Below are 24,520 nucleotides of genomic sequence, written 5' to 3'. Positions count from 1 at the left end.
GAGCACACGATGGATCTCGCGTACCTCTGGTTCTTCATCGTCGGCGTGCTGTTCGTCGGCTACTTCGTCCTCGACGGCTTCGACTTCGGTGTGGGCATGTCGCTGCCCTTCCTGGGCAAGACCGACGTCGCCCGCCGACAGATCATCAACACGATCGGCCCGGTCTGGGATCTCAACGAGACCTGGGTCATCGTCGCCGGCGCCTGCCTGTTCGCCGCGTTCCCGGAGTGGTACGCGACGCTGTTCAGCGGGTTCTACCTGGCGCTGCTGCTCATCCTGCTGGCGCTCATCCTGCGGGGCGTCTCGTTCGAGTACCGCCACCGTGCCACCGACGAGCGCTCGCGGCGCCGCTACGACCGGATGATCGTCATCGGTTCGGCGCTGCCGGCGCTGCTGTGGGGCGTCGCGGTGGGCAACATCGTGCAGGGCGTGCCGCTGGACGCCGACCACGAGTTCACCGGGTCGCTGCTGACGCTGCTGAACCCCTACGGCCTGTGGGTGGGCGTGACCACGCTGCTGCTGTTCTTCCTGCACGGCGTGTACTTCATCGGGCTCAAGACCGACGGCGAGGTGCACCACGACGCCCAGGCGCTGGGCAAGAAGCTCGCCCTCCCCACGGTCGTCTTCGCCGCCGGCACCGTGGTGTGGACGATCTTCATCGCCGCGGGCCGCGAGGCGCCGCTGCTGTGGGCCGTGATCGGATGCGGCGTGGTGGCCGCCGTGGCGCTGCTGGCATCCGTGGTCTTCAACTGGATCGACCGTGACGGCCGGGCCTTCGCCGCGGGCGCCGTGTCGATCGTGTTCGCCGTGCTGACGCTGTGGCTGGCGCTGTTCCCGTTCGTGATGCCGTCGTCGACCGACCCGGCCTTCAGCCTGACGATCGAGAACGCCTCGAGCACCGACTACACGCTCGGGATCATGACGTGGGCCGCGGTGATCTTCCTGCCGCTGGTGCTCGCCTACCAGGCCTGGACTTACTGGATCTTCCGCAAACGGGTCACCCGCTCGACGATCGAGAAGGCCGCGGCCGACGCGCACTGAACCGGGAGCACCCGACCTGCAGCCAGCAGAGCCGATCGGCGGTCGACGCCGCCGCACCCGCGAGGTGCGGCCGTCAGCCGCCGATCGCGTTCATGCCGCGGGCGGGCTGGAGGAACGAGGGGTCGTCGATCGCATGACCGGGGAGCTTGCCGTGCACACAGCTGCGCAGGATCGCCTCGACGGCGTCGTCGCCCTGCCCCGAGCGCAGCACAGGCAGCAGGTCGTACTCGTCGAGCGAGAACAGGCAGTTGCGCAGCTGCCCGTCGGCGGTGAGGCGCAGCCGGTCGCAGTCGCCGCAGAACGGCGCGGTGACCGAGGCGATGACGCCGACGGTGGCCGGACCGCCGTCGAGCACGAAGCGCTCGGCGGGGGCGCCGCCGCGGGCGGGGACCGGCTCGATGTCCCAGCGGGTGGCCAGGGCGGCGAGGATCTCCTCCCGGGTGACCATGGTGTTGCGGTCCCAGGTGTGACCGGCATCCAGCGGCATCTGCTCGATGAAGCGCATCTGCGCGTCGTGGGCGAGGGCGAACTCGACCAGGTCGACGAGCTCGTCGTCGTTGACACCGCGCATGGCGACGGCGTTGAGCTTGAGGGGGCGCAGGCCCGAGGCGGCGGCGGCCGCGATGCCGGCGCGCACGTCGTCGAGGCGGTCGCGGCGGGTGAGGGCGTGGAAGCGCTCGCGGTCGAGCGTGTCGATGGAGATGTTCAGGCGCGACAGGCCCGCGTCGATGAGCGCCGGCAGCTTCTCGCCCAGGCGGATGCCGTTGGTCGTCATCGCGATCTCCACCGGCCCGGCGGGCCCGGCGATGCGCGCCAGTCGCGCCACGATGTCGATCAGGTCGGTGCGCAGCAGCGGTTCGCCGCCAGTGAGACGGAAGGTCGTGATGCCCGCGGCCGCGGCGATGGTGGCGACGCGCTCGATCTCGTCGGCGGTGAGGATGCCGTTGCGCGCCAGCCACTCGTTGCCCTGCTCGGGCATGCAGTAGGTGCAACGCAGCGAGCAGCGGTCGGTGAGGGAGATGCGCAGGTCGCGGTGCACGCGCCCGAATCGGTCGACCAGGGCCCCCTCTTCCGGCGCCGCGACGGCGGCGGGCCGGGGCGTGAGGGAGAGGTTGACGGCGGGCATGGTTCGAGGGTACCTGCGCCACCACCGGTCGGCGCGGAGACGGCCGTGACAACGGCGCCTGCAGGCAGGCTGAAAGTTCCGGCCCGCGGGCGAGGAGGGGCCGCGGCGGGGTGGCATCATCGAAGCATGGCTTCGACGGATCCGCCCAAGCCGAAAGGCTTCGCCGGACCGGTCGACCCCCGGCTGCTGCGCTACGCGTCGGCATCCCGCCGGTTCGTCGTGGCGATCGCGCTGCTGGGCCTCGCCCAGACCCTCACGATCGTCGCGTTCGCGTGGCTGGTGACCCAGGCGGTCGTGCGCGCCGTCGCCGGCGACGACCTCGCACCCGTCGTGCTCCCCCTTCTCGGCGTCATCGCGCTGCGCGCCGCGCTGCTGTGGCTGCGCGAAGACATCGCCGCCCGTGCCGCTGCCCGCGTGCAGGGGCAGCTGCGCGCCCAGCTGATGACGGCCGTCGACCGGCTGGGCGCCGGCTGGCTGGCCGGGGCGAGCACCGCGCGGCTGGCCGTGACCGCCGGACGCGGGCTCGGCGCCCTCGACGCCTACTTCGGCCGGTACCTCCCGCAGCTGGCGCAGACGGCGATCGCCACGCCGATCCTCGTCGCGGTGATGTGGTGGATGGACTGGATCTCGGGGCTCACGGTGCTGCTCACCCTCCCGCTGATCCCGCTGTTCATGGTGCTCATCGGCCTGGCCACCCGCACGGTGCAGCAGAAGCAGTGGCAGACGCTCGGCCGCCTCGCGGCGCGCTTCGCCGATACGGTGCGGGGCCTGTCGACCCTCAAGGTGTTCGGCCGCCAGCACCGCGCCGTCGACTCGATCGAGCGGGTGACCGCCGGCTACCGGCGCGAGACGATGCGGGTGCTGCGCGTCTCGTTCCTCTCCGGCTTCGCACTGGAGTTCCTCGCCTCCATCTCGGTGGCCATCGTCGCGGTGACCATCGGGTTCCGCCTGCTCGACGGCACGCTGGCACTGACGGTGGGCCTGTTCGTGCTGCTGCTGGCGCCCGAGGCCTACCTGCCGGTGCGCCAGGTGGGCGTGCAGTTCCACGCCGCCGCCGAGGGCGTGGCCGCCACCGATGACGTGTTCGCGGTACTCGACGCCGCCCGCGCCGCCCCCGAGCGCGCCGTCGCCGCCCCACCCGCGACCGGCGACCTGGTGGTCGACGGGGTGCGCGTGCGCCGCGGTGAGCGGCTGCTGCCGCCCGTCTCGCTGCGGGTCGCCGCCGGCGAGGTCGTGCTGGTGCGGGGGCCGAGCGGCGCCGGCAAATCGAGCCTGCTCGCGGTGCTGCGCGGCGCGGCCGCCCACGAGGGCACGGCGACCTTCGGCGGCCACGAGGTCGACACCCTCGACGCGTCGCGCTGGCTGGCGTGGGCCGGCCAGCAGCCGGGACTGGTGTCGGGCACCGTCGCCGACAACGTCGCCCTCGGCGACCGGCAGGCCGACCGCGACCTGGTCGCCCGCGCCCTGACCCTGGCCGAAGCCGACGGCATCGACCCCGACGCCGAGCTCGGGGTGCTCGGCGCGGGGCTCAGCGGCGGCCAGGCCCAGCGCGTGGCGGTGGCCCGCGCGTTCTACCGGCACCTGCGCGGCACCGGACCGGTGATCGCCCTCGACGAGCCGAGCGCCGCGCTGGATGCCGTCACCGAAGCGGCCCTGTGGCAGTCGGTGCGACGTCTGGCCGACGACGGCGCGGCCGTGCTGCTGGTCTCGCACCGGTCCAGCGCCGCAGCCATCGCCGACCGCACCGTCGACCTGGTGCCCGCGGAGGTGTCGGCATGAGCGCCCCCGTCGCCCCTCCCCGTCCGGCATCGGCACGGGTGACGACCGCCGACGTGCTGCGCGGCGCGATGCCCTCTGCCCGCCGCTTCTGGCCCGGCGCCGCCTCGGCCTTCCTCTCCGAGGCCTCGGCGGTCGCCCTCCTCGCGGTGAGCGCGTGGCTGATCGTCCGCGCCGCCGAGCAGCCCGCCGTCATGTACATCACCGCGGCGGTGGTCGGCGTGCGCGCCTTCGCCCTGTCGCGCGCCGTGTTCCGCTACCTCGAGCGTCTGACGAGCCACGACGCGGCACTGCGTCAGCTCGCCACCACCCGCACCGACATGGTGCGCCGCCTCATCCCGCCCGCCCCCGACGGTCTGACCCGCACCCGCGGCGGGTCGGTGCTCGGCTCGCTGGTCGACGACGTCGACGAGCTGCAGAACCTGCCGCTGCGGGTCGTGCTGCCGCTCGTCTCGTCGGCCACGGTGGCACTGGCGGCCGTCGCACTCGTGGCGGCGCTGTGGTGGCCGGCGGCACTCACGCTGCTGGCCTGCCTCGCGATGGCCGCGGTGCTCGCGACCGCATCGGGGTGGGTGTGGGGCGCGCGCGCCGAGCGCGCGATCGCGCCGCTGCGCGGCCGCCTCGCCGATGCCGTGCTCGACCACCTCGGCAGCCTCGACGTGCTCATGGCGTGCGGGGCCGCCGGTGACAGTGCCGCCCGCATCCGCGCCGCCGACGAGGCCCTGCGCCGCGCCGTCACCCGCCGCGCGAGCGCGCAGGCCGCCACCGGCGCCGTCGTGTCGCTGCTGGCCGGTGCCGCGACGCTGCTGGCGGTGCTGGTCGCCGCCCCCGGCGTGCTGTCGGGCGCGCTCGACGGCCCGGCGCTGGCGGTCGTCGTGCTCGTGCCGATGGCGGTGTTCGAGGTGTTCGCCGCGGTGCCGCTGGCCGCCTCCTCGTGGCGGCAAGTGCGCGCGGCCGCCGAGCGCATCGCCGACGCGGTGCCGCCCGCCGACACCGCCGACCCGACCGGCGAGCTGCGCACCCCCACCGGCACCGGTCCCGCCCTCGGCGACGGCCTGCGGCTGCGCGGGGTCACCGCGTCGTGGCCGGGCACCGCCGATGCCGCCCTGCACGGCATCGACCTCGACGTGCACCCCGGGGAGCGGCTGCTGGTGGTCGGCACGAGCGGCGCCGGCAAGACGACCCTCGCCCACGTGCTGGTGCGGTTCCTCCCCGCCGGCGGCAGCTACACGATCGGCGGCACGCCGGTGGACACCCTCGCCGCCGACGACGTGCGCCGCACGGTGGGGCTGTGCGAACAGCAGCCGATGCTCTTCGACGAGGACATCCGCCAGAACCTGCTGTTCGCCCGCGACACCGCCACCGACGACGAGCTCGTCGCGGTGCTGGGGCGCGTCGGACTGGGCGCGTGGCTCACCGAGCGCGGGGGTCTCGGCGCCCGCGTCGGCGAGCGCGGCGCGCTGGTGTCGGGCGGGCAGGCCCAGCGCATCGCGCTGGCCCGTGGCATCCTGCACGGCTTCCCGGTGCTGGTGCTCGACGAGCCCACCGCCGGGGTCGACGCCGACGCGTCGGATGCGCTGCTGACCGACCTGCTCACGGCCGTGGGCCCCGATCAGGCGGTGGTGCTCATCTCGCACGTGAGCGTGCCCGACGCACTCGTCGACCGGGTCGTGCGGCTCGACCACGGCACGATCGCCTGAGCGCCCGTCGCCCCCGCGCGCGTCACGCCGCGCCGGCGGCGTGCAGCCGCACGGCGGCGGGGTCGACGCGCAGACGCACCGGGCGCCCGATGGCGAGGGTGTGCGCGGCGACGGCATCCAGCGGCACGGCCACCGCCAGGTCGGGGTCGGCGGTGTGCACCCGCACCCCCGAGGGGGTGGGCTCCATCCGCTCGATGCGCGCCAGCCACTCCCCCGGGTGCGGCGGCCCGTCGGCATCCTGCAGACGCAGCGCGGCCGTCCAGGTGGTCTCGGGCACCGGCGCGAAGGCGATGTCTTCGGGGCGCATGAGGGCCACGGCGGGTCCGTCGGCGAGGGCGGATGCCGGCAGTGCCAGCGCCCCCGAACGCCAGGTGCCGTCGGCGACGTCGCCCACCAGGCGGTTCACGCCCGAGATCGCCGCGCCGAAGCGGGTGACCGGGGCGGCGAAGACCTCGCGCACCGGCGCGTGCTGGGTGACGCGTCCCCCCTCGACGATCAGCAGCGCGTCGGCGAGGGCGGCCGCGTCGATGGCGTCGTGGGTGACCATCACCGTGGTCGTGCGGGCCGCGGCCAGCTGCGCGGCGAGCACCGCGCGCACCCCCGACGAGGTCTCGGGGTCGAGCGCGGTGAGCGGCTCGTCGAGCAGCAGCACGGCGGGGCGGGTGGCCAGCGCCCGGGCCAGGGCCACACGCTGCTGCTGCCCGCCCGACAGCTCGGCGGGGCGGTGGCCGCCCGAGCCCGACATGCCGATGCGCCACAGCCACTCGTCGGCTTCGGTCAGCGCCTGCGCGCGCGGCACGCCGCGGGCGCGCAGCCCGAACGCGATGTTGTCGCGGGCGTCGAGGTGCGGAAACAGGTGCGGGTCCTGCCCGAGCAGCACGATGCCGCGTCGGGGCGGCGCGGTGGTGCGGCCACGGCGCGAGAGCTCGCGGTCGTCGACCCGCACGTGCCCGCCCCGCAGCGGCAGGAGCCCGGCGATCGCGGCCAGCAGCGACGATTTGCCCGCGCCGCTGGGGCCCATCACCGCCAGAGTCTGGCCGGGGTCGGCGGTGACGGCCACGTCGATGTCCAGTGGGCCTCGGGTGAGCACCACTCGCGCGTCGAGCCGTGCGCCGGTCATCGGGCGCCCTCCCGCACCGTTCCGGGCCGCCAGGCGCGCACGAGCAGCAGCACCGCGACGGCGGTGACCAGCAGCAGCAGCGCCAGGGCCACCGCGGTGCCCTGCGACACCCCGGCCCCGTTGAAGGCGGTGTAGATGGCCAGCGGCATCGTCTGGGTGACACCGGGGGCGTTGCCGGCGAACAGCGCGGTCGCCCCGAACTCGCCCACCGCGCGGGCGAAGCACAACACGGTGCCGGCGATCAGCCCCGGCGCGGCCAGCGGCAGGGTGACCCGGAAGAGGATGCGCCAGCGGCCGGCCCCGAGCGCCGCCGCGGCCTGCTCGTAGCCGACCCCCGTCGAGCGCAGGGCGCCCTCCAGGGCGAGCACGAGGAACGGCAGCGCGACGAAGGTCTGCGCGAGCACGACCGCGGCGGTGGTGAACGGGATGCGGATGCCGAGATCGGCCAGCACCGGTCCGAGCCAGCCGGTGCGCCCGAACAGGAACAGCAGCGCGACGCCGCCGACCATCGGCGGCAGCACGAGGGGCACGGTCACCGCCGCGCGCAGCAGCGCCGCGGTGCGCGGCCCGGTGCGCGCGATGAGGAGGGCCAGCGGCACCCCGAGCACGACGCACACCACGGTGGCGATGAGGCCCGTGAGCAGCGACAGCCCGAGGGCCGACAGCGCCGCCGGCGAGGTGATGTCGGCGCCGAGGGTCGACCACTCCACCCGCCCGACGAGGGCCGCCAGCGGCACCACGAGCAGCGCCAGGGCGAGCACGGCGGGGAGGATGAGGATCTGCGGCACGAAGCCGCGCTCCCCCGCCCCCCGCCGTTGCCTGCGCACGCGTCGCGCGGATGCCGCGCGGTGCGGCGCGGCCGAGGTCACGGCGACCCGAAGCCGAGCCCGGTCAGCACGGCGCGCCCTTCCGGCCCGCGCACGAAGGCGACGAAGGCGGCGGCCGCCTCGGGGTTGGGGGCGGCGTCGAGGGCGACGATCGGGTAGCGGTTGACGACCGCGTCGGCACCGGGGGTGTCCACCGTCTCGACGTCGTCGGTGGTCGCGGCATCCGTCACGTACACCAGGCCCGCGTCGGCCTCGCCGGCGGCGACCTTGGTGAGCACGGCGGTGACGTTCTGCTCGTAGCTGTCGACGCTGGGGGTGACGCCCGCGTTCTGCAGCAGGGTGGCCGATGCCGCCCCGCAGGGCACCTCGGCGGCGCACAGCACGACGGTGCGGTCGGCGGCGGCGAGGTCGTCGAGGCCGCTGATGCCGGCGGGGTTGCCGGCGGGAACGACGAGGGTGAGCACGTTGGTGGCGAACAGCTCGGGGCCGGTGGCGACGTCCGCATCGACGACCTTCTGCATGTTCTTCTCGTCGGCCGAGGCGAATACGTCGGCCGGCGCGCCCTCGATCAGCTGGGTCGCCAGCGTCGATGAGCCGTCGTAGCTGATCGGCAGCACGTCCAGGCCGGGGTGGGCCTGCTCGAACTGCGCGGCCAGCTCGTCGAAGGCCGTCGCGAGCGAGGCGGCGGCGAAGACCGTGAGCTCGCCGGTGGGGCCGGCGGCGGTCGGTGTCGACGAGGGAGCGGGTGCGGGATCGGCGGCCGAGGCGCATCCGGCCAGCAGCAGCGCGGCGGTGACCAGCGCGGCGGCGCCGAGGCGGCGGGCGGTCATGCCTTCGGCCGTTCCACGATGACCGCGGTGGCCTTGACGACCGCGGTGGCCAGCGACCCGACCTCGAGGTCGAGCTCGCGGGCGGCCTCAGCCGACAGCAGCGAGACGACGCGGTGGGGCCCGGCCTGGATGTCGACCTGCGCCATCACGCCGTCGATCTGCACTCGGGTGACCAGCCCGACGAAGCGGTTGCGGGCACTGGACCGGCCGTCGGCGTCGGGGGCGTCGGCGAGGCGCACCGCGTGGGCGGCGAGCGCGTCGCCGGGGATCTCGGCCGGGTGGGCGTCGGTGACCGGGAGAGCCCCCTGGTCGACCCAGCGCCGCACGGTGTCATCGCTCACGCCGAGCAGCCGGGCGGCCTCGGAGATCCGGAAACTCGTCATGGCGCCCACGCTATCACCGCATCCGCGGAGAAAGAGGGCGCAAAGACGCGCATCAGCGGAACGCGGCCGATGCGACGGTTCCCCCGGTCGTGCACCGACCCGGCGATCGCGCGCGGGCGTAGCCTGGTCGGGTGCCCCTCCCCCCTCTCGTCGCCCCCGTCGCCGCGCTCAGCCCCCCCGAGCAGGAGCGCACCGCCCGCCATACCGCCCTCGGCGGCTTCGGCGACCTCGCCCAGCGCCGCCTCGCCGCCGCGCACATCGCCGTCGTCGGCGCAGGGGGTCTCGGCTCGCCCGTGATCCTCGCCCTCGCCGCCGCGGGGGTGGGCACGCTCACCGTCATCGACGACGACGTCGTGGATGCCGGCAACCTGCAGCGTCAGGTGCTGCACCGGCAGCGCGACATCGGCGCCGACAAGATCGATTCGGCGGTGCGCGCAGCCGCCGACCTCTCTCCCGAGACCCGCGTGATCGCCCGCCGCGAGCGCCTCACCGCCGACAATGCCGACGATCTGCTGGCTGGGGCCGACCTCGTCGTCGACTCGAGCGACACCTTCGCCACCCGCGCCGACGTCGCCGCCGCGTGCGAGCGCGCGGGCGTGCCGCTGGTGTGGGGCGTCGTGCAGGAGTTCCACGCGCAGGTGACCGTGTTCTGGAGCGACCCGCCCGCCGGCGCCACCGCCACCCGGCTGTCCGACCTCCACCCGCCCGAGACGGTCGGCGAGCCGCCCACCTGCGCGGCCGTCGGGGTGCTGGGCGCCCTCTGCCTGCAGACGGGCAGCCTGATGGCCGTCGAGGCGATCAAGCTCGTGACCGGTGTGGGCGAGACGCTGCTCGGCCGCGTGCTGCTGATCGACGCGCTGAAGGCCACGACCCGCGAGGTGGCGCTGCACCCGGTGACCGCCCCCGCGACCGCGGCGCCCGCCGCACCGGCCCCTGCCGCACCCGCATCCGCCCCCGCACCCGCCCCCGCCGCGACGGGACCGCGCGAGCTCAGCGCCCCCGAGATGCTCGAGGCGCAGGCCGGCGGCGCGGTGCTGCTCGACGTGCGCGAGCCGTGGGAGACCGAGCGCGGCGTCGTCGCGGGGTCTGTGGTCATCCCCCTCGGCACGTTCCTGGCCGACCCAGCGCAGCTCGGCGAAGACCGCGTCGTGGTCATCTGCGCGCACGGCGTGCGCGCGCGTCAGGCCGCCATGGCCCTGCGCGGTCACGGCGTCGACGCCGACATCCTGGCGGGTGGGCTGGCCGCGTGGACGCAGGGATGAGCGCGCTGCGCACCGTCGAAGAGCAGCTGTCCGAGGTGCTCGCCGCGGTGCGCCCCCTGGGCACGCAGACCCTCGCCGTGCCGGACGCGCTCGGGGCGACGCTCCGCGCAGACGTGCACGCCGCCGTCGACATCCCGGTGTTCGCCAACTCGGCGATGGACGGCTTCGCCGTGCGCGGCGCCGATGTCGAGGGCGCCACCGCCGCCCATCCGGTGCACCTGCGGGTGGTCGCCGATCTGCCGGCCGGCACCGACGCCGATCCGGCCCTCGGCCCCGGCGAGGCCGCACGCATCATGACCGGCGCCCCCGTTCCCACCGCCGCCGACACCGTCGTGCCGTTCGAGGCGACCGCGGGGGGCCTGGCCGACTCGCTGGTGACCGTCGTCGTGCAGCAGGCGCCCGCCGCCACCGGCGCGCACGTGCGCCGCGCGGGCGACGACGTGCGCACGGGCGAGGTGATCATCGAGACAGGCAGCCTGCTCGGCCCGTTCCAGGTGTCGGCCGCGGCCGCCGCCGGGGTCGCCGAGGTCGTGGTCTCGCACCGCCCGCGGGTGGCCGTCATCTCCACCGGCAGCGAGCTGGTGCCCGCCGGATCCCCGCTCCGCCGCGGGCAGATCCCCGAGTCCAACAGCGTGCTGCTGGCCGGCATGGTCGTCGCCGCGGGCGCCGAGGTCGTCGCACGGCTGAGCGTCGACGACGAGGGTCACGCGCTGCGCGACGCCCTCGCGCGCGTGGCCGCCGACGCCGCACCGCCGGATGTCGTCGTCTTCTCGGGCGGGGTCAGCGCCGGCGCCTTCGAGGTCGTGCGCATCGAGCTGGCGGGCACCATGTCCTTCACGAAGGTGGCCATGCAGCCCGGCAAACCGCAGGGCTTCGGGGTGCTGCCCGGCGGCACGCTGCTGTTCGGCCTCCCCGGAAACCCCGTGAGCGCCGCCGTCTCGTTCGAGGTGTTCGTGCGCCCGGCGCTACTGGCCCTGCAGGGGCGAGCGCAGCTGCACCGCCCCACGCTGCGTGTCGCCGCCGGCACCGGCTGGCGCACCCCGCCGGGCCGTCGCCAGTACCTCCCCGCCGTCGTCGAGACCGGCCCCGGCGGCCTGACGGTGCGCCCCGCCACCGGGGGCGGGTCGGGCTCGCACCTGGCGGGCGGCCTCGCCCGCGCCCACGCGCTGGCCGTCGTCCCCGCCGAGACGGATGCCGTCGCCGCGGGCGACGACGTCGACGTCATGCTGCTGGAAGGATGGGGCGCATGAGTTTCACGCACCTCGACGAGGCGGGCCACGCCCGCATGGTGGATGTCACCGAGAAGCAGCCGACAGTGCGCGCCGCCAGCGCGGCCGGCTTCGTGCGCTGCTCCCCCGAGGTGGTCGCGGCCCTGCGCGACGGCAGCGTGCCCAAGGGCGATGTGCTGGCCGTGGCCCGCATCTCCGGCATCCAGGCCGCCAAGCGCACCCCCGAGCTGCTGCCCCTGGCCCACGTCATCGGCGTGCACGGCGCGACCGTCGACCTCGAGCTCGTCGACGACGGCGTCGAGGTGCGCGCCACGGTGCGCACCGCCGACCGCACCGGCGTGGAGATGGAGGCCCTCACCGCCGTGTCGGTGGCGGCCCTCGCGATCGTCGACATGGTGAAGGGCCTCGACAAGGCCACCTCGATCGAACACGTGCGCATCACCGCGAAGACCGGCGGCAAGTCGGGTGCGTGGACCCGGCCGGAATGAGCACCGTGACCGGCGGTGACGGCGTCGACGGGGCGATCCTGCTCGCCGGCGGCCGCGGGTCGCGCATGGGCGGCACCGACAAGCCCGCACTCGAGGTGGCCGGGGCGACGCTGCTGCAGCGCGCGCTGGTGGCCGTGTCGGACTGCGCGCCGGTGATCGTCGTCGGCGATCCGCCGCCCGCCGAACCCGCCGCACCTGCCGAGCCCGCCGCCGGTGGCGTGCGCTGGACGCGGGAGGACCCGCCGTTCGCCGGCCCCGCCGCCGCGGTGGTCGCCGCCCTCGCCGCGCTCGCCCCCGCCCCGGGCGCCGGGGCCGACCCGACGTGGACCTACCTGCTGGCCTGCGACCTGCCCGGCATCGCCGACGCCGTCGCGCGGCTGCGCCGCGACCGGGCGCTGCTGCCCGCCGACACCGACGGACTGTGCCTGGCCGACGCCGCCTCCCGCCCGCAGTGGCTCATCGGGGTCTACCGCACGGCGGCCCTGCGCCGCGCGGCGGCCGCGCTGCCGGATGCCGGACGGGGCGCCTCGATGCGCGCCCTGCTCGACGATGTGGCGGTGGCCGTCGTCGCCGCCCCCGCGCACGAGACCGACGACGTCGACACCTGGGACGACCTGGCGCGAGCGCGCCGACACATGGAGGAGGAACGAGCATGAGCGAGCGCACACTGCCCCCCGAGGCCCTCGACGCGTGGGCGGCCGAGCTGCGCACGGCGCTGGGACTGGAACCCGGCGACCTGCCCATCACCCTGGTGCTGGATCTGGCGCGTGACGTCGCGCAGGGGGTCGCGCGCCCCGCGGCGCCGCTGAGCGCCTTCGCCGCGGGCCTGGCCGCCGGCCGCGCGGGCGGATCGCCCGACGACATCGCCGCGGCCGTGGCCACCGTCACCGCCCGGGCCGCCGACTGGCAGCCGGAGTCCTGATGGCCCACGTGCGCTACTTCGCCGCGGCCGAGGAGTTCGCCGGCCGCGCCGACGAGGTGCGGCCGGAGACCGACCTCGGGGCGCTGCGCAGCGCCCTGACCGCCGACTACCCGCAGCTGGGCCGGATCCTGCCGCGGTGCGCGGTGCTCGTCGACGGTCGCCGCGCCGACGACGGCGAGCCGCTGGGCGCCGACGCGCTGGTCGACGTGCTGCCGCCGTTCGCGGGCGGCTGACCCGCCGCGAACGGCGGGGGCGTCTCAGCCCCCGATGCCCTTCCACGCCGCCGACCCGTCGGCGGCGTGCTGGCGCTTCCACACCGGCAGGTCGCGCTTGATCGCCTCGATCACCTCGCGGCACACCGCGAACGCATCGCCGCGGTGGGCGGCCCCGACGGCGATCACCACGGCCGCCTCGCCGACCTGCAGCCGGCCGACCCGGTGGCTGACGGCCACCACGGCCGACGCCGACCCGATGGCCGTCAGTGCGATCTCGCGCAGCGCCGCCTCGGCATCCGGGTGGGCGGAGTACTCCAGGGCGACCACCGCGTCGCTGGCGTCGGGGTCGTGGTCGCGCACGGTGCCGATGAAGCTCGTCACCCCGCCGACCCGCGGGTCTTCGACGGCGGCGAGATGGGCCGCCACATCGAGGGGCGCCTGGCTGATCCGGGCGATCCTGACCTCGCGCATCAGTGGTCTCCTCCTTCGAGCTGGTCGATCACGTGACCGGCGACGGCGAGGATCACCGGCATGCCGGATGCCACGGCGGCCGTCGACCCGGGCAGATTGACGATGAGGGCACGGCCGGCCACGCCCGCGATCCCGCGGCTGAGCACGGCGGCGGGCTTCTCGGCGGCACCGCGGCGGCGCAGCTCTTCGGCGATGCCGGGCAGCTCGCGGTCGAGCACCTCGGCGGTGCCCTCGGGGGTGCGATCACGCGGGGCGACCCCGGTGCCGCCGGTGGTGACGATCACCCGGGCACCGCCGTCCAGGGCGGCCCGCAGAGCCGCGGCCACCGCGCCGGCGCCGTCGGGCACGACGGTGGCGTCGGCCACGGCGAACCCGGCCTCGCGCAGCGCCGCGACGGCCACCGGGCCGCTGCGGTCCTCGCGCAGCCCCGCCGCACTGCGGTCGGACACCGTGATGACCGCGGCCGCACGTGCGGCATCCGGCGCAGCGTGCGCGTCGGCATCCGCAGGGGCATCGGTGGGAGTGTCGGGCGCGATCGTGAGCCCGAAGGCGGCGGCGCCGTCGTCTGCGGGGAGACGCGTGAAGCCGAGCCGCTCGTAGAAGGCCACCGCGCCCGCGTTGCGCGCGTCGGCGACCAGGTGCACCCCGCGAACCCCCTGGGCGCGCAGCGCCGCGACGAACCGGTCGATCAGGCGGCGGCCGAAGCCCTGGCCCTGCAGCACGGGCAGCAGGTCGATGTGCAGGTGCGCAGGGTGGTCGGCGTAGGGGGCGGGTGCGCCGCCGCGGTCGTGGCCGATCGCGGCGATCTCGTCCTGCCGCGTGCGGGCGGGCCCGTCGGGGCGGGGCCAGCGGTGCGCGCGGGGCGGCCACCACTCGGCGGCGAACCAGCGGTCGAAGGCGGCGGTGTCGGGAGCGCCCACCACGTAGCCCAGCGGCACGTCGTCGTCGCCGACCACGACGAAGGCGAGCTCGGGATGCCGTGCGGCGTAGGGCAGCACGAACAGTTCCGCCCACAGCGCGTCATCGTCGAGCACCCCCGTCCCGTCGGCGCCGGCGTCGGCGGTGCGCAGACAGATCTCGGCGAGGGCGGGCTCGTCTCCGGGGCGCACGGGGCGGATGGTGGGCACGCCCCTATTCTCCCCCGCCGGTCGCCTCCGCCGTCGCGGTGATGCGATTGGCCATGCCGCGGAAGATGAAGCCGTGGAAGGGGAGCACGGCCAGCCAGTACAGCCGGCCGGCCAGCCCGGTGGGGAAGAACACGGCGCGCTGCTCGTAGTGGGCGCCGTCCGCCGTGGGCGTGCAGCGCAGTTCGAGCCACGCCAGTCCCGGCACCTTCATCTCGGCGCGCAGGCGCAGCAGGCGCCCGGGCTCGACCTGCTCGACGCGCCAGAAGTCGATGGCGTCGCCCACGACGATGCGGGTGCGGCTGCGGCGGCCGCGGCGCAGCCCCACTCCGCCCACGAGGCGGTCCATCCAGCCGCGCGCCGCCCACAGCAGCGGCGACGAGTACCACCCGTTCTCACCGCCGATCCCGCTGATGACGGCCCACAGCTTCTCGGCCGACGCGGTCGTCTCGGCGGTGCGCAGGTCGGTGAAGGCGGTGCGCCCGGCCCAGTCGGGGTCGCTGGGCAGGGGGTCGGAGGGCACCCCGCTCACCTCGCCGTCGAGCCAGCTGGTCTCCACGTCGTCGGCGCGCACGCGCCCCAGCGCCAGCGCGACCGCGCGCCGGTAGGGCGTGAGCCCGGCCTCGGGGGGCGCGATGACGTCGTCGATGTCGTGGTCGCGCATGACGCACTCGTTCTGCAGCGAGGCCACCAGCGGCCGGGCGATCGCCCGCGGGATGGGGGTGACGAGGTTCACCCAGTGCGAGGCGAGCCCGGGGGTGAACACCGGCAGGGCGGCGATCGCCCGCTGCCGCAAGCCCGCCTCCACGGCGTACCCGTTCATCATCTGGCCGTAGCGCAGCACGTCGGGTCCGCCGATGTCGAAGGCCCGGTCGACGTCCCGGGGCACCCGCGCGGCGCCGAGCAGGTAGTGCAGCACGTCGCGCACGGCGATGGGCTGGATGCGGTTGCGCACCCACCGCGGCGCCGGCATGTAGGGCAGCACGTCGGTGAGGTGGCGCACCATCTCGAACGAGGCCGACCCCGAACCGATCACGACACCGGCCTGCAGCACGATGGTGGGCACAGCCGAGGCGAGGAACACTTCGCCCACCGCGACCCGCGAGCGCAGGTGCGGCGAGAGGGCGGCGTCGTCCGGGTGCAGTCCGCCGAGGTACACGATGCGCGCGACCTCGGCCTCGGCCGCCGCGGCGGCGACGGTCTCGGCGGCGCGCAGGTCGGCATCCTCGAATCCGGCCCCGGCGGCCATCGAGTGCACGAGGTAGTAGAGCACGTCGACATCGGGTGCGGCCTGCGCCATGGCGGCGGGGTCTTCGGCCGCCCCCTCGACGATCTCCACCTCGGGCCCCCATGAGAAAGCCGCGACCCGGGCGGCGTCGCGGGCCAGCACGCGCACCCGGTAGCCGGCGGCCAGCAGCCGCGGCACGAGTCGTCCGCCGATGTAGCCGGTGGCCCCGAGCACGAGCGCCCGGGGCGCCGACCCGTCGGCGCGGGGCTGCGCGCGCAGGGCGTCTTCGCGGCCGGTGGGTGCGGTGAGCTCGGTCATGCTCCCGATGCTAGGCGCGCATCCCGGCACGCCCGAGGACCTTGACAGGCAGCCGGTGACCTGCCCGTGGGTCGACCCGTCAGCGGCGGCCGTTGCCGAACATGCCGCGGATGACGCTGCCGAGGATCGTCTGCGTCGTCTTCGAGCTGAGCACCTGCTCGAGGGGGCTCTTCTGCGCGGCCCGGCTGGTGCGCGAGCGCCCCGAGGTCGCCTTCATGAGGCGCTCGTACTCCTTCTGGCGGGCGGCGGCCTCGGCGTCGGCCTGCTTCTTGACAGCGGCCTGCTGCCGGGCGAACTCGGCATCGGTCTTCGCCTGCTGCGCCGCCTGCTCGGCAGCGGCGTCTGCCGCGGCGGCGGCGTTCATCTTGGCGGTGAGGATCTCGCGCGCCGACTCGCGGTCGAGCGCGGTGCCGTAGCGGGCCCGCAGCGGGGATGCCGTCACCGCGGCGACGATCGCCGGTTCGGGCGTCGGCGACATGAGCCCGAGCGGCGCGCGCAGCCGCGTCCAGGCGACCGGCGTCGGCGACCCGCGCTCGCTCATGACGGTGACGATCGCCTCGCCGGTGCCGAGCTCCTGCAGCGTGCGCTCCAGGTCGTATCCGCTCTTGGGGTAGGTGCCCACCGTCGCCCGCAGCGCCTTGGCGTCGTCGGGGGTGAAGGCGCGCAGCGCATGTTGCACGCGCGAGCCCAGCTGGGCGAGCACGTCGGCGGGCACGTCTTTGGGGGTCTGGGTGACGAAGAAGACGCCCACCCCCTTGGAGCGGATGAGGCGCACGGTCTGGGTGATGGCGGCGAGGAAGTCCTTCGACGCGTCGCGGAACAGCAGGTGCGCCTCGTCGAAGAAGAACACCAGCTTCGGCTTGTCGGTGTCGCCCACCTCGGGAAGCAGCTCGAACAGCTCGGCGAGCAGGTACATGAGGAAGGTCGAGAACAGGGCCGGCTTGTCGGCGATGCCGGGCACTTCGAGCAGGCTCACGATGCCGCGGCCGTCGGCGGCGGTGCGCAGGAAGTCGGCGACGTCGAACTCGGGCTCGCCGAAGAACACGTCGGCCCCGCCGTCGGCGAAGGTGATGAGTTCGCGCAGGATGACCCCGGCGGTGGCCGCCGACAGTCCGCCGAGCTCTTTGAGCTCGCCCTTGCCCTCGTCGCTGGTGAGGTAGCCGAGCACCGCGCGCAGGTCCGACAGGTCGACCAGGGCGAGGCCGTGCGCGTCGGCGTAGTGGAACACCAGGCCGAGGCTCGACTCCTGCGTGGCGTTGAGCCCCAGCACCTTGCTCAGCAGCAGCGGACCGAAGCCCGAGACGGTGGCCCGCACCGGCACCCCGGTGCCGATGCCGCCGAGGGCGAAGTACTCCACGGCCGACGCGGCCGGCGCCCAGTCCTGGCCGATCGCGGCGGTGCGGGCCCGCAGCTTGTCGCTGGGCTCGCCCGGCGTGGCCATGCCCGACAGGTCGCCCTTGATGTCGGCGGCGAACACCGGCACGCCCTGGGCGGCGATCTGCTCGGCCAGGCCCTGCAGCGTGCGCGTCTTTCCGGTGCCGGTGGCCCCGGCCACCAGCCCGTGGCGGTTGAGCATCGCGAGCGGGATGCGCACCTGCGCCTCGGCGACGGGATCTCCGTTGACGAGCGCGCCCAGGTCGAGGGTGGCCCCCTCGAACGTGTAGCCCGCCGTGACGGCCGCGACCTCGTCGGCGGTGAGCGGTGCGGGGGCGGCAGGGGCGGATGCCGTCGGCGCGGCCGGCTCGGGCTCGGGCGCTGCTGGCTCGGGCGCCGTGGCCGCGGCATCCGCCGCAGGCGACGTCGGCGCGGGCGCCTGTGCGGCACGGGCGGCGGCGGCCTCGGCGGCGGCGAGCGCGGCCTTGGCCTGCGCGAGGGCGAGGGCGGCTTCGGCGGCTTCGGCCTCGGCGCGCAGCCGCGCCAGTTCGGCCGCAGCGGCGGGATCGGACGGCTCGGCGGCGGCGCTCATGCGGTCAGCCTAGCCAGCCCGCACCCCGTCGACGCAAGGGTGTCGCGCGGTCAGGGTCCGAGGGCGCGCTCGCGTTCGCGCAGCAGCGGGATGCCGTAGGCGGCGGCGACGATGAGGGCCATGGCCGCGCCGATGATGGCACCGCCCAGCGTGTCGGTGAGCCAGTGCGCGTGCACCTGCGTGCGGCTGAAGCCCATGAGCGAGAGCCAGCCGAGCCCCAGCAGCGCCACCCACAGCCGGGGGAAGAGCACCACGGCCACCACGGCGATCGTCGCCGCGTTGGCGGTGTGGCCCGAGGGGAACGAGCCGTGGTCGGAGATGACGAGCATCTCTTCGGGGCGCACCCTCCCGAAGATCGACTTCAGCACCTGCACGGTGCCGGCGCTGACCGCCGACGCGGTGAGGAAGTAGAGCGCGCCCCACGGCCGGCGCACCAGCACCAGCACGAGCGCCCCCACCAGCGGGATCACGTAGGTGGCGATGACACCGCCGCCCATCGTGTTCATGAACATCGACAGCCCCAGCAGCCCGGGCGCGAAGGTGCCCACGACCGAGTTCCACCAGGCGTCGACGTCGATGAGGTCGGTCTCGCCGGCTTCCAGCACGACGCCCAGCGTCAGGCCGATCACCAGCAGCACGACGCCCACGACGAGCAGGCGCAGCGCCGCGGTGATCTCGGGATCGGTGGCGCGCGCGGTCATCGGGCCATTGTGCCCCATGTCAGGGGGCGAGGCGCTCCACCGTGCGCGGGCGCACCACGAGCCAGAGCGAGAGCACCGCGATCACGGCGCAGCCGGCCATGACGGCGGCCATCGTGGTGGCGGTGATGCCCGACCCCTGCGACACCCAGCCCACGACCGGGTTGATGATGCCGGCGACGCCGAAGTTGCAGGCGCCGATGAGCGAGGCGGCGGTGCCGGCGGCCTTGCCGTGGCGGTCGAGGGCGAGCACCTGCACGCAGGGGAAGGTGAACCCGCACGCGGTGATGAAGAAGAACAGCGGCACGATCGTGCCCCACAGCCCGAGGCCCGCCTGGTCGGCGACGACGATGGCGACGGCGGCGACGACGAGCGCCGCGGTCGAGAAGGCGATCACCCACTGCGGGCCGAAGCGGGCGGCCAGTCGCGAGGCGGTCTGCACGCCCAGCACGACGCCGAGCGAGTTGACCGCGAACAGCACGCCGTACTCCTGCGCGCTGAAGCCGTAGGACTCCTGGAAGAGGAACGACGAGCTCGACAGGTAGGAGAACAGGCCCGAGAAGGTCATGCCGCCGATGATGAGCACACCGATGAACACGCGGTCCGACAGCACGTTCTTGTAGCGCTGCAGCACCGTGGTGGTGCCCTTCTCCTGCCGGCGCTCGCGCGGCAGCGTCTCGGGGATGAAGACGATCGCCGAGACGAGCATCACCGCACCGTAGGCGGCGAGCACGATGAAGATGCCGCGCCAGGGCATGACGACCAGCAGTGCTGAGCCCACCAGCGGGGCCAGCACCGGGGCGACCCCCGACACCAGCGCCAGCCTGCTGAGCATGACCACCAGGCGCCGGCCTCCGAACAGGTCGCGCACGATGGCCATCGCCACCACGCCGCCGGCGGCGGCGCCGATGCCCATGAGCACGCGGGCCAGGCTCAGCAGCAGCAGGTCGGGGGCCAGGGCCGCGGCGATGCTCGCCGCCACGTGCAGTGCGGTGACCGCCAGCAGCGGCAGGCGTCGGCCGACCTTGTCGCTGAGCGGACCGACGATCAGCTGACCGAGCGCGAAGCCGATCATCGTGCCGGTGAGGGTGAGCTGGATGGCGGCGGCGGTGGTCTGGAAGTCCTCCTGCAGCACCGGGAAGGCCGGCAGGTAGAGGTCGATGGTGAAGGGGCCGAGGGCCGTCAGCGCGCCCAGCAGGATGATGTACAGCACGCGGCGCCGCCCCGGGATGGCATCCCCCGGGTGCAGCACGATCGGGGCGGTCGCGGGGTTCGCGCCGAGGGTGCGGATCGCGCCGGTCGCGGGGCGACCGGCGGCGGGCAGACGGATGGAGGCAGTGTCGCGCACGATGTCCAGACGAAGTGAGGGGGGTGTGCCGAGAGACCGGCGAGAGGGCCCGAAACGATTCGAGGGCCTCCACGATCATAGCGCTCTCCCAGCCGCCGCTCCCATGCGCCTGCATAGGATGAAAGGGCCGCACTCTTCCCGCGCGGCCCGCATCGAGAGCCGAGATCACTCATCATGACCCCGACTTCCCCCGGCAAGCGCACCAGCGGCAACCCCGCCACGCAGGCCGACATCACCCTCACCGTCAAGCAGCAGCGCGAGCAGCAGAAGCAGCAGAAGCTCGCCGAGTACCAGCGCCAGCTGGCCCGCCGCCGGCGCACCAAGCTCATGTGGTGGATCGTCGGATCCACCGCCGCCCTCGTCGTGATCGCCGTGGTCGTCGCCTCGATCGCCTTCACCCCCCGCGCCGCCAGTTACACCGCCGGCGACAGCTCGGGCGCCGAGATCGAGGGCGTCGAGACGTTCACCAACGAGACGACCCACGTCGAGGGCACCGTCGACTACGCCCAGACGCCGCCCGCGGGCGGCCCGCACAACCAGTACTGGCTCAACTGCGGCGTCTACGACCAGCCGCAGACCGACGAGAACGCGGTGCACTCGCTCGAGCACGGCGCGATCTGGGTCACCTACGACGCGGATGCCGTCTCGGCCGACGAACTGGCGACGCTCAGGAGCCACCTCCCCAGCAGCTACGTGATCCTCTCCCCCTACGAGGGCCTGCCGAGCCCGATCGTGCTGAGCGGCTGGAACTCGCAGCTGCAGCTGGACAGCGCCTCCGACACCCGCATCCCCGAGTTCTTCGAGGAGTACTGGCGCAGCCAGAACGTGCCCGAGCCCGGCGCGAGCTGCGCCGGCGCGATCGACGGCCCCGGCAAGCAGTCGTGACCGACGCACCCGCATGACAGGCGACCAGCCCCGCCGCGCCCTGCCGCCCTGGTGGGCGGTGCTGCTGGTGGCGGTCGGCGTCGTGGCGGTGGCCTTCGCGATCGGCCGGTTCTCGACGTTCGGGCAGACCCCGTCCACCCCGCTGAGCACGTCGGCCGAGGCGGGGTTCGCCCGCGACATGCAGGTGCACCACGGTCAGGCCGTCGAGATGGCGATGCAGACCTACCGCACCACCGACGATCCCGGCATCCGGGTGCTCGCCTACGACATCGCCACGACGCAGTCGGCCCAGCGCGGCGAGTTCTACGACTGGCTGGTGAAGTGGAACCTGCCGCAGGCGGGCGGACCGCTGATGGCGTGGATGGCCGGCACCGACCACGCGCACGGCGGGGCCGGCGAGACGGCGACCGACGCCGAGCTGATGACGCAGATGGGCATGGCCTCGGCCGCCGAGATGCAGCAGCTGCAGCAGGCCACCGGCACCGCCGGCGACTGCCTGTTCCTGGAGCTGATGATCCGCCACCACGAGGGCGCGCTGCCCATGGCGCAGGCCCTCATCGACCTCGGCTCCGAGCCGCGCGCCCTGCAGGTGGCCCGCGGAGTGCTGGCGACGCAGTCGGCCGAAATCGACCTGATGCGCTCGCTGCAGTCGCAGCTGTCGTGCGCCGGGTGACCCGGGCGCTCAGCCCGCGGTGCGGACGGGCCGGAAGAAGCGCGCGCCCGGGGGCGTCCACAGCACGGTGAGCACCGCCAGGTAGACCACGATCTGCACGATCGACACCGTGCTCCAGGTCTGCGCGGCCACGAGCGAGGCCACCTGCAGCAGCATGAGGGCCACCGCCAGCACCGTGACGTAGAGCCGCGACAGTCCGCTGCCGCGGGAGAGCCCCGCCGCCGCGCCGATCGACAGCAGGCCGAACAGGATGGTGCCGGCCCCGATCAGCGAGAACGCGAAGACCAGATCGCCCGGCACGTCGTAGCGCAGCAGCAGCACGAGCAGGCCGTACAGCGCGTTCACGAGGCCCGCCAGGTAGACCAGCGCGACGGCCACGGTGATCGTGATGGGCCGGCGCAGCGGCCGATCGATGATGGCCGGCGACCCGCCGGCAGCGAGCTCACGCTGCACGAAGCGCTTGTGGAACACCCGCAGCACCTCGATCAGCACGATGGCGACGACCGTCACCAGCGCCAGCACCCAGGCGGCGTCCCCGCCCGGGTCGACCAGTACGAAGAACTGCCGGGCCAGCCCCACCGAGAACAGCACGACCAGCGCGATGAACATCCCGCCGACCACGGCCCCCGTGAAGCGGTTGAGGGGGCGGGCGAGCACCGCGAGGATCCAGATGCCGATGACGGCGAGCATGATCGTCGACCCAGTGCGCAGCGCGTCCTGCTCGACCCCGAGGGCCAGCGCGGCGCGGGTGTACACCGTCAGCGCGAGGGCCACGATGATGCCAGCGGGGATGGCGAAGCTCAGCGAGCGGCGCAGGAACCCGGGCACGTAGCGGCGCGCGTTGGGCAGCAGCGCCAGGAAGAAGGCGGGGATGCCGATGGTGAGCCCGTCGGTGATCGACAGCTGCCGCGGCAGGAACGGGAACTCCAGCACCATCACCCCGAAGAGGATGGCCAGCGCCGTCGCGTAGACGGTCTTGGTGAGGAACAGCATCGAGACCCGCTCGATGTTGGCGATCACCTGGCGCCCCTCGGCGACGACGTCGGGCAGGTGCGAGAACTGCCCGTCCAGCAGCACGAGGCGCGCGACGGCCTTCGTGGCCGGCGAGCCGGAGTTCATGGCGATGCCCATGTCGGCGGTCTTGATCGCGAGGGCGTCGTTGACGCCGTCGCCGGTCATCGCCACGGTGTGCCCTCGGGCCTGCAGGGCGGTGACCATGCTCTTCTTCTGCTCGGGGGTCACCCGGCCGAACACGGCGTGGGCGTCGAGCACGGCGCCCAGCTCTGCCTCGTCGGTGGGCAGCAACCGCGCGTCGAAGCCCTCGTCGACCTCGACGCCGACCTCGCGGGCGATGGCGGCGACCGTGCGCGGGTTGTCGCCCGAGATGATGCGAATGCCCACCCCCTGCTCGCGGAAGTACGTCAGGGTCTGGGCGGCGTCGGGGCGCACCTGCTCGCGGAAGGTCAGCACGACCGCCGGTCGCACGTCGCCGGGCAGCTGCTCGGCCCGGGCCTGCGCGTCGGTGAGGGCGGTGGGGGCGTAGCCGAGCACGAGGGTGCGCCGCCCGGCCGAGGCGCGGGCGGTGACCAGGGCGCCGAGGGCCTGTCCGGTGTCGGTGGCCTCGTCGCCGAAGATCATCTCGGGGGCACCCATGACCCAGGTGCCCGGCGCCTCGGCGAACGACACCGCGCTCCACTTGCGCGCCGACGAGAACGGCACGGCCTGCGCCGCGGTGCGGGCGACGCCCACCGGGAAGGCGCCGGCGAGGGTGCGGGCGGTGGCGTTGGCCTCGGGGGCCGCGCCGTACCAGGCCAGCGCGTCGCGCCAGCCGTCGACCTCGACCAGCGGCTCGGCGTCGGCGAAGGCGATCTCGCCGACGGTGAGCGTGCCGGTCTTGTCGAGGCAGATGACGTCGATGCGGGCGAGGCCCTCCACCGCGGGCAGCTCGTTGACGAGCACCTGGCGGCCGGCGAGCTTGGCGGCCCCCACCGCGAAGGCGATCGAGGTCATCAGCACGAGACCGAGCGGGATCATCGCCGTCAGCGATGCGATCGTGTTGACCGTCGCCTGCACCCAGCTGCCCGTTTCCCACGCCCGCGCCCAGCCGCCCGCCACCTGCATCTGGGCGTTGAGCACCAGCAGGCCGATCGGACCGATGCCCCAGCCCACCCAGCGCAGCACCCGGTTGATCGAGTCGCGCAGCTCGGAACCCACGAGCGAGAAGCGCTTGGCCTCGTCGGCGAACTTGTTGGCATACGAGTCCGCACCCACCCGCACGACCTCGGCCGCCCCCTCGCCGGCCACCACGATCGAGCCCGACAGCGACTCGTCGCCCGGCTTCTTGTCGACGGCCTCCGACTCGCCGGTGAGCATCGACTCGTCGATCTGCAGTCCGCGCGCGGCGACGATCACCGCATCGGCGGGCAGCTGGTCGCCGGCACGCAGCACGAGGATGTCGCCGCGCACGACCTCGCCGGGCGCGATCTCGGCCTCACGGCCGTCCCGGCGCACGCGCGCGGGAGCGGCGTTGAGCAGCGCCAGCTTGTCGAGCGCGGCCTTGGCGCGGAACTCCTGCACCGAGCCGATGATCGCGTTGGCCACCGCCGAGAACCCGAACAGCGCGTCCTGCCAGCGCCCCAGGGCGAACAGCACGGCGAAGCAGGCGAAGACGATCCCGTTGAACAGGGTGAACACGTTCGCGCGGATGATGCTCCCCGCGCTGCGACTGGTGCCGCCGCGGTAGGCGTTGACCTCGCCGGCCGCCACCCGCTCTTGCACGGCTGCCGCGGTGAGACCGACCTCGGGGTCGGTGCCGGTCGTGACCGCCGCCGCCGCGGCATCCGTCTGCTCCATACGCCCAGGCTAGGGCCAAAGCGGAAGGCGGGCGAGG

General features: G+C 74.4%; 23 protein-coding genes and 1 pseudogene. 11 read left to right on the top strand and 13 right to left on the bottom strand.

What is annotated here, in order from left to right; genetic code table 11:
- Positions 1-9: 9 nt before the first annotated feature.
- Positions 10-1,041, top strand: a complete 1,032-nt coding sequence (gene cydB, locus N3K63_RS11500; protein ID WP_261580314.1) for a cytochrome d ubiquinol oxidase subunit II — start codon at positions 10-12, stop codon at positions 1,039-1,041.
- 73 nt (positions 1,042-1,114) lie between these two features.
- On the opposite strand, the gene moaA is transcribed toward cydB, so the two are convergent.
- The gene (moaA, locus tag N3K63_RS11495) at positions 1,115-2,167 is read right to left on the bottom strand and encodes a GTP 3',8-cyclase MoaA (RefSeq protein WP_261580313.1); all 1,053 of its coding nucleotides are present in this window, start codon (positions 2,165-2,167) and stop codon (positions 1,115-1,117) included.
- A gap of 126 nt (positions 2,168-2,293) precedes the next feature.
- On the opposite strand from moaA, the gene cydD reads away from it, so the two are divergent.
- Both cydD and cydC read left to right on the top strand, forming a co-directional pair.
- On the top strand, positions 2,294-3,946 hold the full coding sequence (gene cydD, locus N3K63_RS11490; protein WP_261580312.1) for a thiol reductant ABC exporter subunit CydD: 1,653 nt from the start codon (positions 2,294-2,296) through the stop codon (positions 3,944-3,946).
- Positions 3,943-5,643: a thiol reductant ABC exporter subunit CydC gene (cydC, locus tag N3K63_RS11485; RefSeq protein WP_261580311.1), complete on the top strand. Its 1,701-nt coding sequence runs from the start codon at positions 3,943-3,945 to the stop codon at positions 5,641-5,643. The genes cydD and cydC overlap by 4 nt, the downstream gene beginning before the upstream one ends.
- A gap of 22 nt (positions 5,644-5,665) precedes the next feature.
- Here cydC and N3K63_RS11480 read toward each other — a convergent pair whose 3' ends face one another.
- Genes N3K63_RS11480 through N3K63_RS11465 form a run of 4 tightly spaced genes read right to left on the bottom strand, consistent with a single transcriptional unit; the run spans position 5,666 to position 8,803 of the window.
- Positions 5,666-6,763 carry a sulfate/molybdate ABC transporter ATP-binding protein gene (locus N3K63_RS11480; protein WP_261580310.1) on the bottom strand — a complete coding sequence of 366 codons (1,098 nt, stop codon included), beginning with the start codon at positions 6,761-6,763 and terminating at the stop codon, positions 5,666-5,668.
- A complete protein-coding gene (locus tag N3K63_RS11475) occupies positions 6,760-7,590 on the bottom strand; it encodes an ABC transporter permease (RefSeq protein ID WP_261580578.1) in 831 nt (276 codons plus the stop codon). Before N3K63_RS11475 ends, N3K63_RS11480 begins: the two co-directional genes overlap by 4 nt.
- A gap of 38 nt (positions 7,591-7,628) precedes the next feature.
- Positions 7,629-8,420, bottom strand: coding sequence for a molybdate ABC transporter substrate-binding protein (gene modA, locus N3K63_RS11470; protein WP_261580309.1), 792 nt, complete (start codon positions 8,418-8,420; stop codon positions 7,629-7,631).
- Positions 8,417-8,803, bottom strand: coding sequence for a TOBE domain-containing protein (locus tag N3K63_RS11465; protein WP_261580308.1), 387 nt, complete (start codon positions 8,801-8,803; stop codon positions 8,417-8,419). The genes modA and N3K63_RS11465 overlap by 4 nt, the downstream gene beginning before the upstream one ends.
- Before the next feature lie 131 nt (positions 8,804-8,934).
- Between N3K63_RS11465 and N3K63_RS11460 the strand changes: the two genes are divergently transcribed.
- Genes N3K63_RS11460 through N3K63_RS11435 form a run of 6 tightly spaced genes read left to right on the top strand, consistent with a single transcriptional unit; the run spans position 8,935 to position 12,937 of the window.
- Positions 8,935-10,065 carry a ThiF family adenylyltransferase gene (locus N3K63_RS11460; protein ID WP_261580307.1) on the top strand — a complete coding sequence of 377 codons (1,131 nt, stop codon included), beginning with the start codon at positions 8,935-8,937 and terminating at the stop codon, positions 10,063-10,065.
- Positions 10,062-11,315: a molybdopterin molybdotransferase MoeA gene (locus N3K63_RS11455; protein WP_261580306.1), complete on the top strand. Its 1,254-nt coding sequence runs from the start codon at positions 10,062-10,064 to the stop codon at positions 11,313-11,315. Before N3K63_RS11460 ends, N3K63_RS11455 begins: the two co-directional genes overlap by 4 nt.
- Positions 11,312-11,782 carry a cyclic pyranopterin monophosphate synthase MoaC gene (gene moaC / locus N3K63_RS11450; RefSeq protein ID WP_261580305.1) on the top strand — a complete coding sequence of 157 codons (471 nt, stop codon included), beginning with the start codon at positions 11,312-11,314 and terminating at the stop codon, positions 11,780-11,782. The genes N3K63_RS11455 and moaC overlap by 4 nt, the downstream gene beginning before the upstream one ends.
- Positions 11,779-12,438, top strand: coding sequence for a molybdenum cofactor guanylyltransferase (gene mobA, locus N3K63_RS11445; RefSeq protein WP_261580304.1), 660 nt, complete (start codon positions 11,779-11,781; stop codon positions 12,436-12,438). The genes moaC and mobA overlap by 4 nt, the downstream gene beginning before the upstream one ends.
- Positions 12,435-12,704, top strand: coding sequence for a DUF6457 domain-containing protein (locus tag N3K63_RS11440; RefSeq protein ID WP_261580303.1), 270 nt, complete (start codon positions 12,435-12,437; stop codon positions 12,702-12,704). The genes mobA and N3K63_RS11440 overlap by 4 nt, the downstream gene beginning before the upstream one ends.
- Positions 12,704-12,937 carry a MoaD/ThiS family protein gene (locus tag N3K63_RS11435; RefSeq protein WP_261580302.1) on the top strand — a complete coding sequence of 78 codons (234 nt, stop codon included), beginning with the start codon at positions 12,704-12,706 and terminating at the stop codon, positions 12,935-12,937. Before N3K63_RS11440 ends, N3K63_RS11435 begins: the two co-directional genes overlap by 1 nt.
- Before the next feature lie 24 nt (positions 12,938-12,961).
- Here the strand turns inward: N3K63_RS11435 and N3K63_RS11430 are convergent, their stop codons facing one another.
- The 7 genes and pseudogenes from N3K63_RS11430 to N3K63_RS11400 form a co-directional block, all read right to left on the bottom strand.
- Positions 12,962-13,390, bottom strand: coding sequence for a molybdenum cofactor biosynthesis protein MoaE (locus N3K63_RS11430; protein WP_261580301.1), 429 nt, complete (start codon positions 13,388-13,390; stop codon positions 12,962-12,964).
- Entirely contained in the window at positions 13,390-13,845 is a 456-nt protein-coding gene (locus N3K63_RS11425; protein ID WP_261580577.1) for a MogA/MoaB family molybdenum cofactor biosynthesis protein, read from the bottom strand. Before N3K63_RS11425 ends, N3K63_RS11430 begins: the two co-directional genes overlap by 1 nt.
- A 129-nt stretch (positions 13,846-13,974) precedes the next feature.
- Positions 13,975-14,388: pseudogene (locus N3K63_RS11420) on the bottom strand (GNAT family N-acetyltransferase); the annotation flags it as partial.
- Positions 14,389-14,521: 133 nt separating this feature from the next.
- Complete coding sequence (locus N3K63_RS11415; protein WP_261580300.1) at positions 14,522-16,060, bottom strand: SDR family oxidoreductase; 1,539 nt, start codon at positions 16,058-16,060, stop codon at positions 14,522-14,524.
- Positions 16,061-16,139: 79 nt separating this feature from the next.
- Positions 16,140-18,026, bottom strand: a complete 1,887-nt coding sequence (locus N3K63_RS11410) for a DUF853 domain-containing protein (RefSeq protein WP_261580299.1) — start codon at positions 18,024-18,026, stop codon at positions 16,140-16,142.
- A gap of 50 nt (positions 18,027-18,076) precedes the next feature.
- Positions 18,077-18,727, bottom strand: coding sequence for a phosphatase PAP2 family protein (locus N3K63_RS11405; RefSeq protein WP_261580298.1), 651 nt, complete (start codon positions 18,725-18,727; stop codon positions 18,077-18,079).
- A gap of 19 nt (positions 18,728-18,746) precedes the next feature.
- On the bottom strand, positions 18,747-20,075 hold the full coding sequence (locus N3K63_RS11400; RefSeq protein WP_390895190.1) for a multidrug effflux MFS transporter: 1,329 nt from the start codon (positions 20,073-20,075) through the stop codon (positions 18,747-18,749).
- A gap of 171 nt (positions 20,076-20,246) precedes the next feature.
- Between N3K63_RS11400 and N3K63_RS11395 the strand changes: the two genes are divergently transcribed.
- Both N3K63_RS11395 and N3K63_RS11390 read left to right on the top strand, forming a co-directional pair.
- Positions 20,247-20,957, top strand: a complete 711-nt coding sequence (locus N3K63_RS11395) for a DUF3105 domain-containing protein (RefSeq protein WP_261580296.1) — start codon at positions 20,247-20,249, stop codon at positions 20,955-20,957.
- A 13-nt stretch (positions 20,958-20,970) separates the two neighbouring features.
- Entirely contained in the window at positions 20,971-21,630 is a 660-nt protein-coding gene (locus N3K63_RS11390; protein ID WP_261580295.1) for a DUF305 domain-containing protein, read from the top strand.
- 9 nt (positions 21,631-21,639) lie between these two features.
- On the opposite strand, the gene N3K63_RS11385 is transcribed toward N3K63_RS11390, so the two are convergent.
- Positions 21,640-24,483, bottom strand: a complete 2,844-nt coding sequence (locus N3K63_RS11385) for an HAD-IC family P-type ATPase (protein ID WP_261580294.1) — start codon at positions 24,481-24,483, stop codon at positions 21,640-21,642.
- Between the last annotated feature and the right edge of the window lie 37 nt (positions 24,484-24,520).

Source organism: Microbacterium festucae (genome assembly GCF_025421715.1).
Taxonomy (GTDB): Bacteria; Actinomycetota; Actinomycetes; order Actinomycetales; family Microbacteriaceae; genus Microbacterium; species Microbacterium festucae.
Note: the sequence above shows the minus strand (reverse complement) of the source record. Positions and strands in the feature narration are given on the sequence as shown.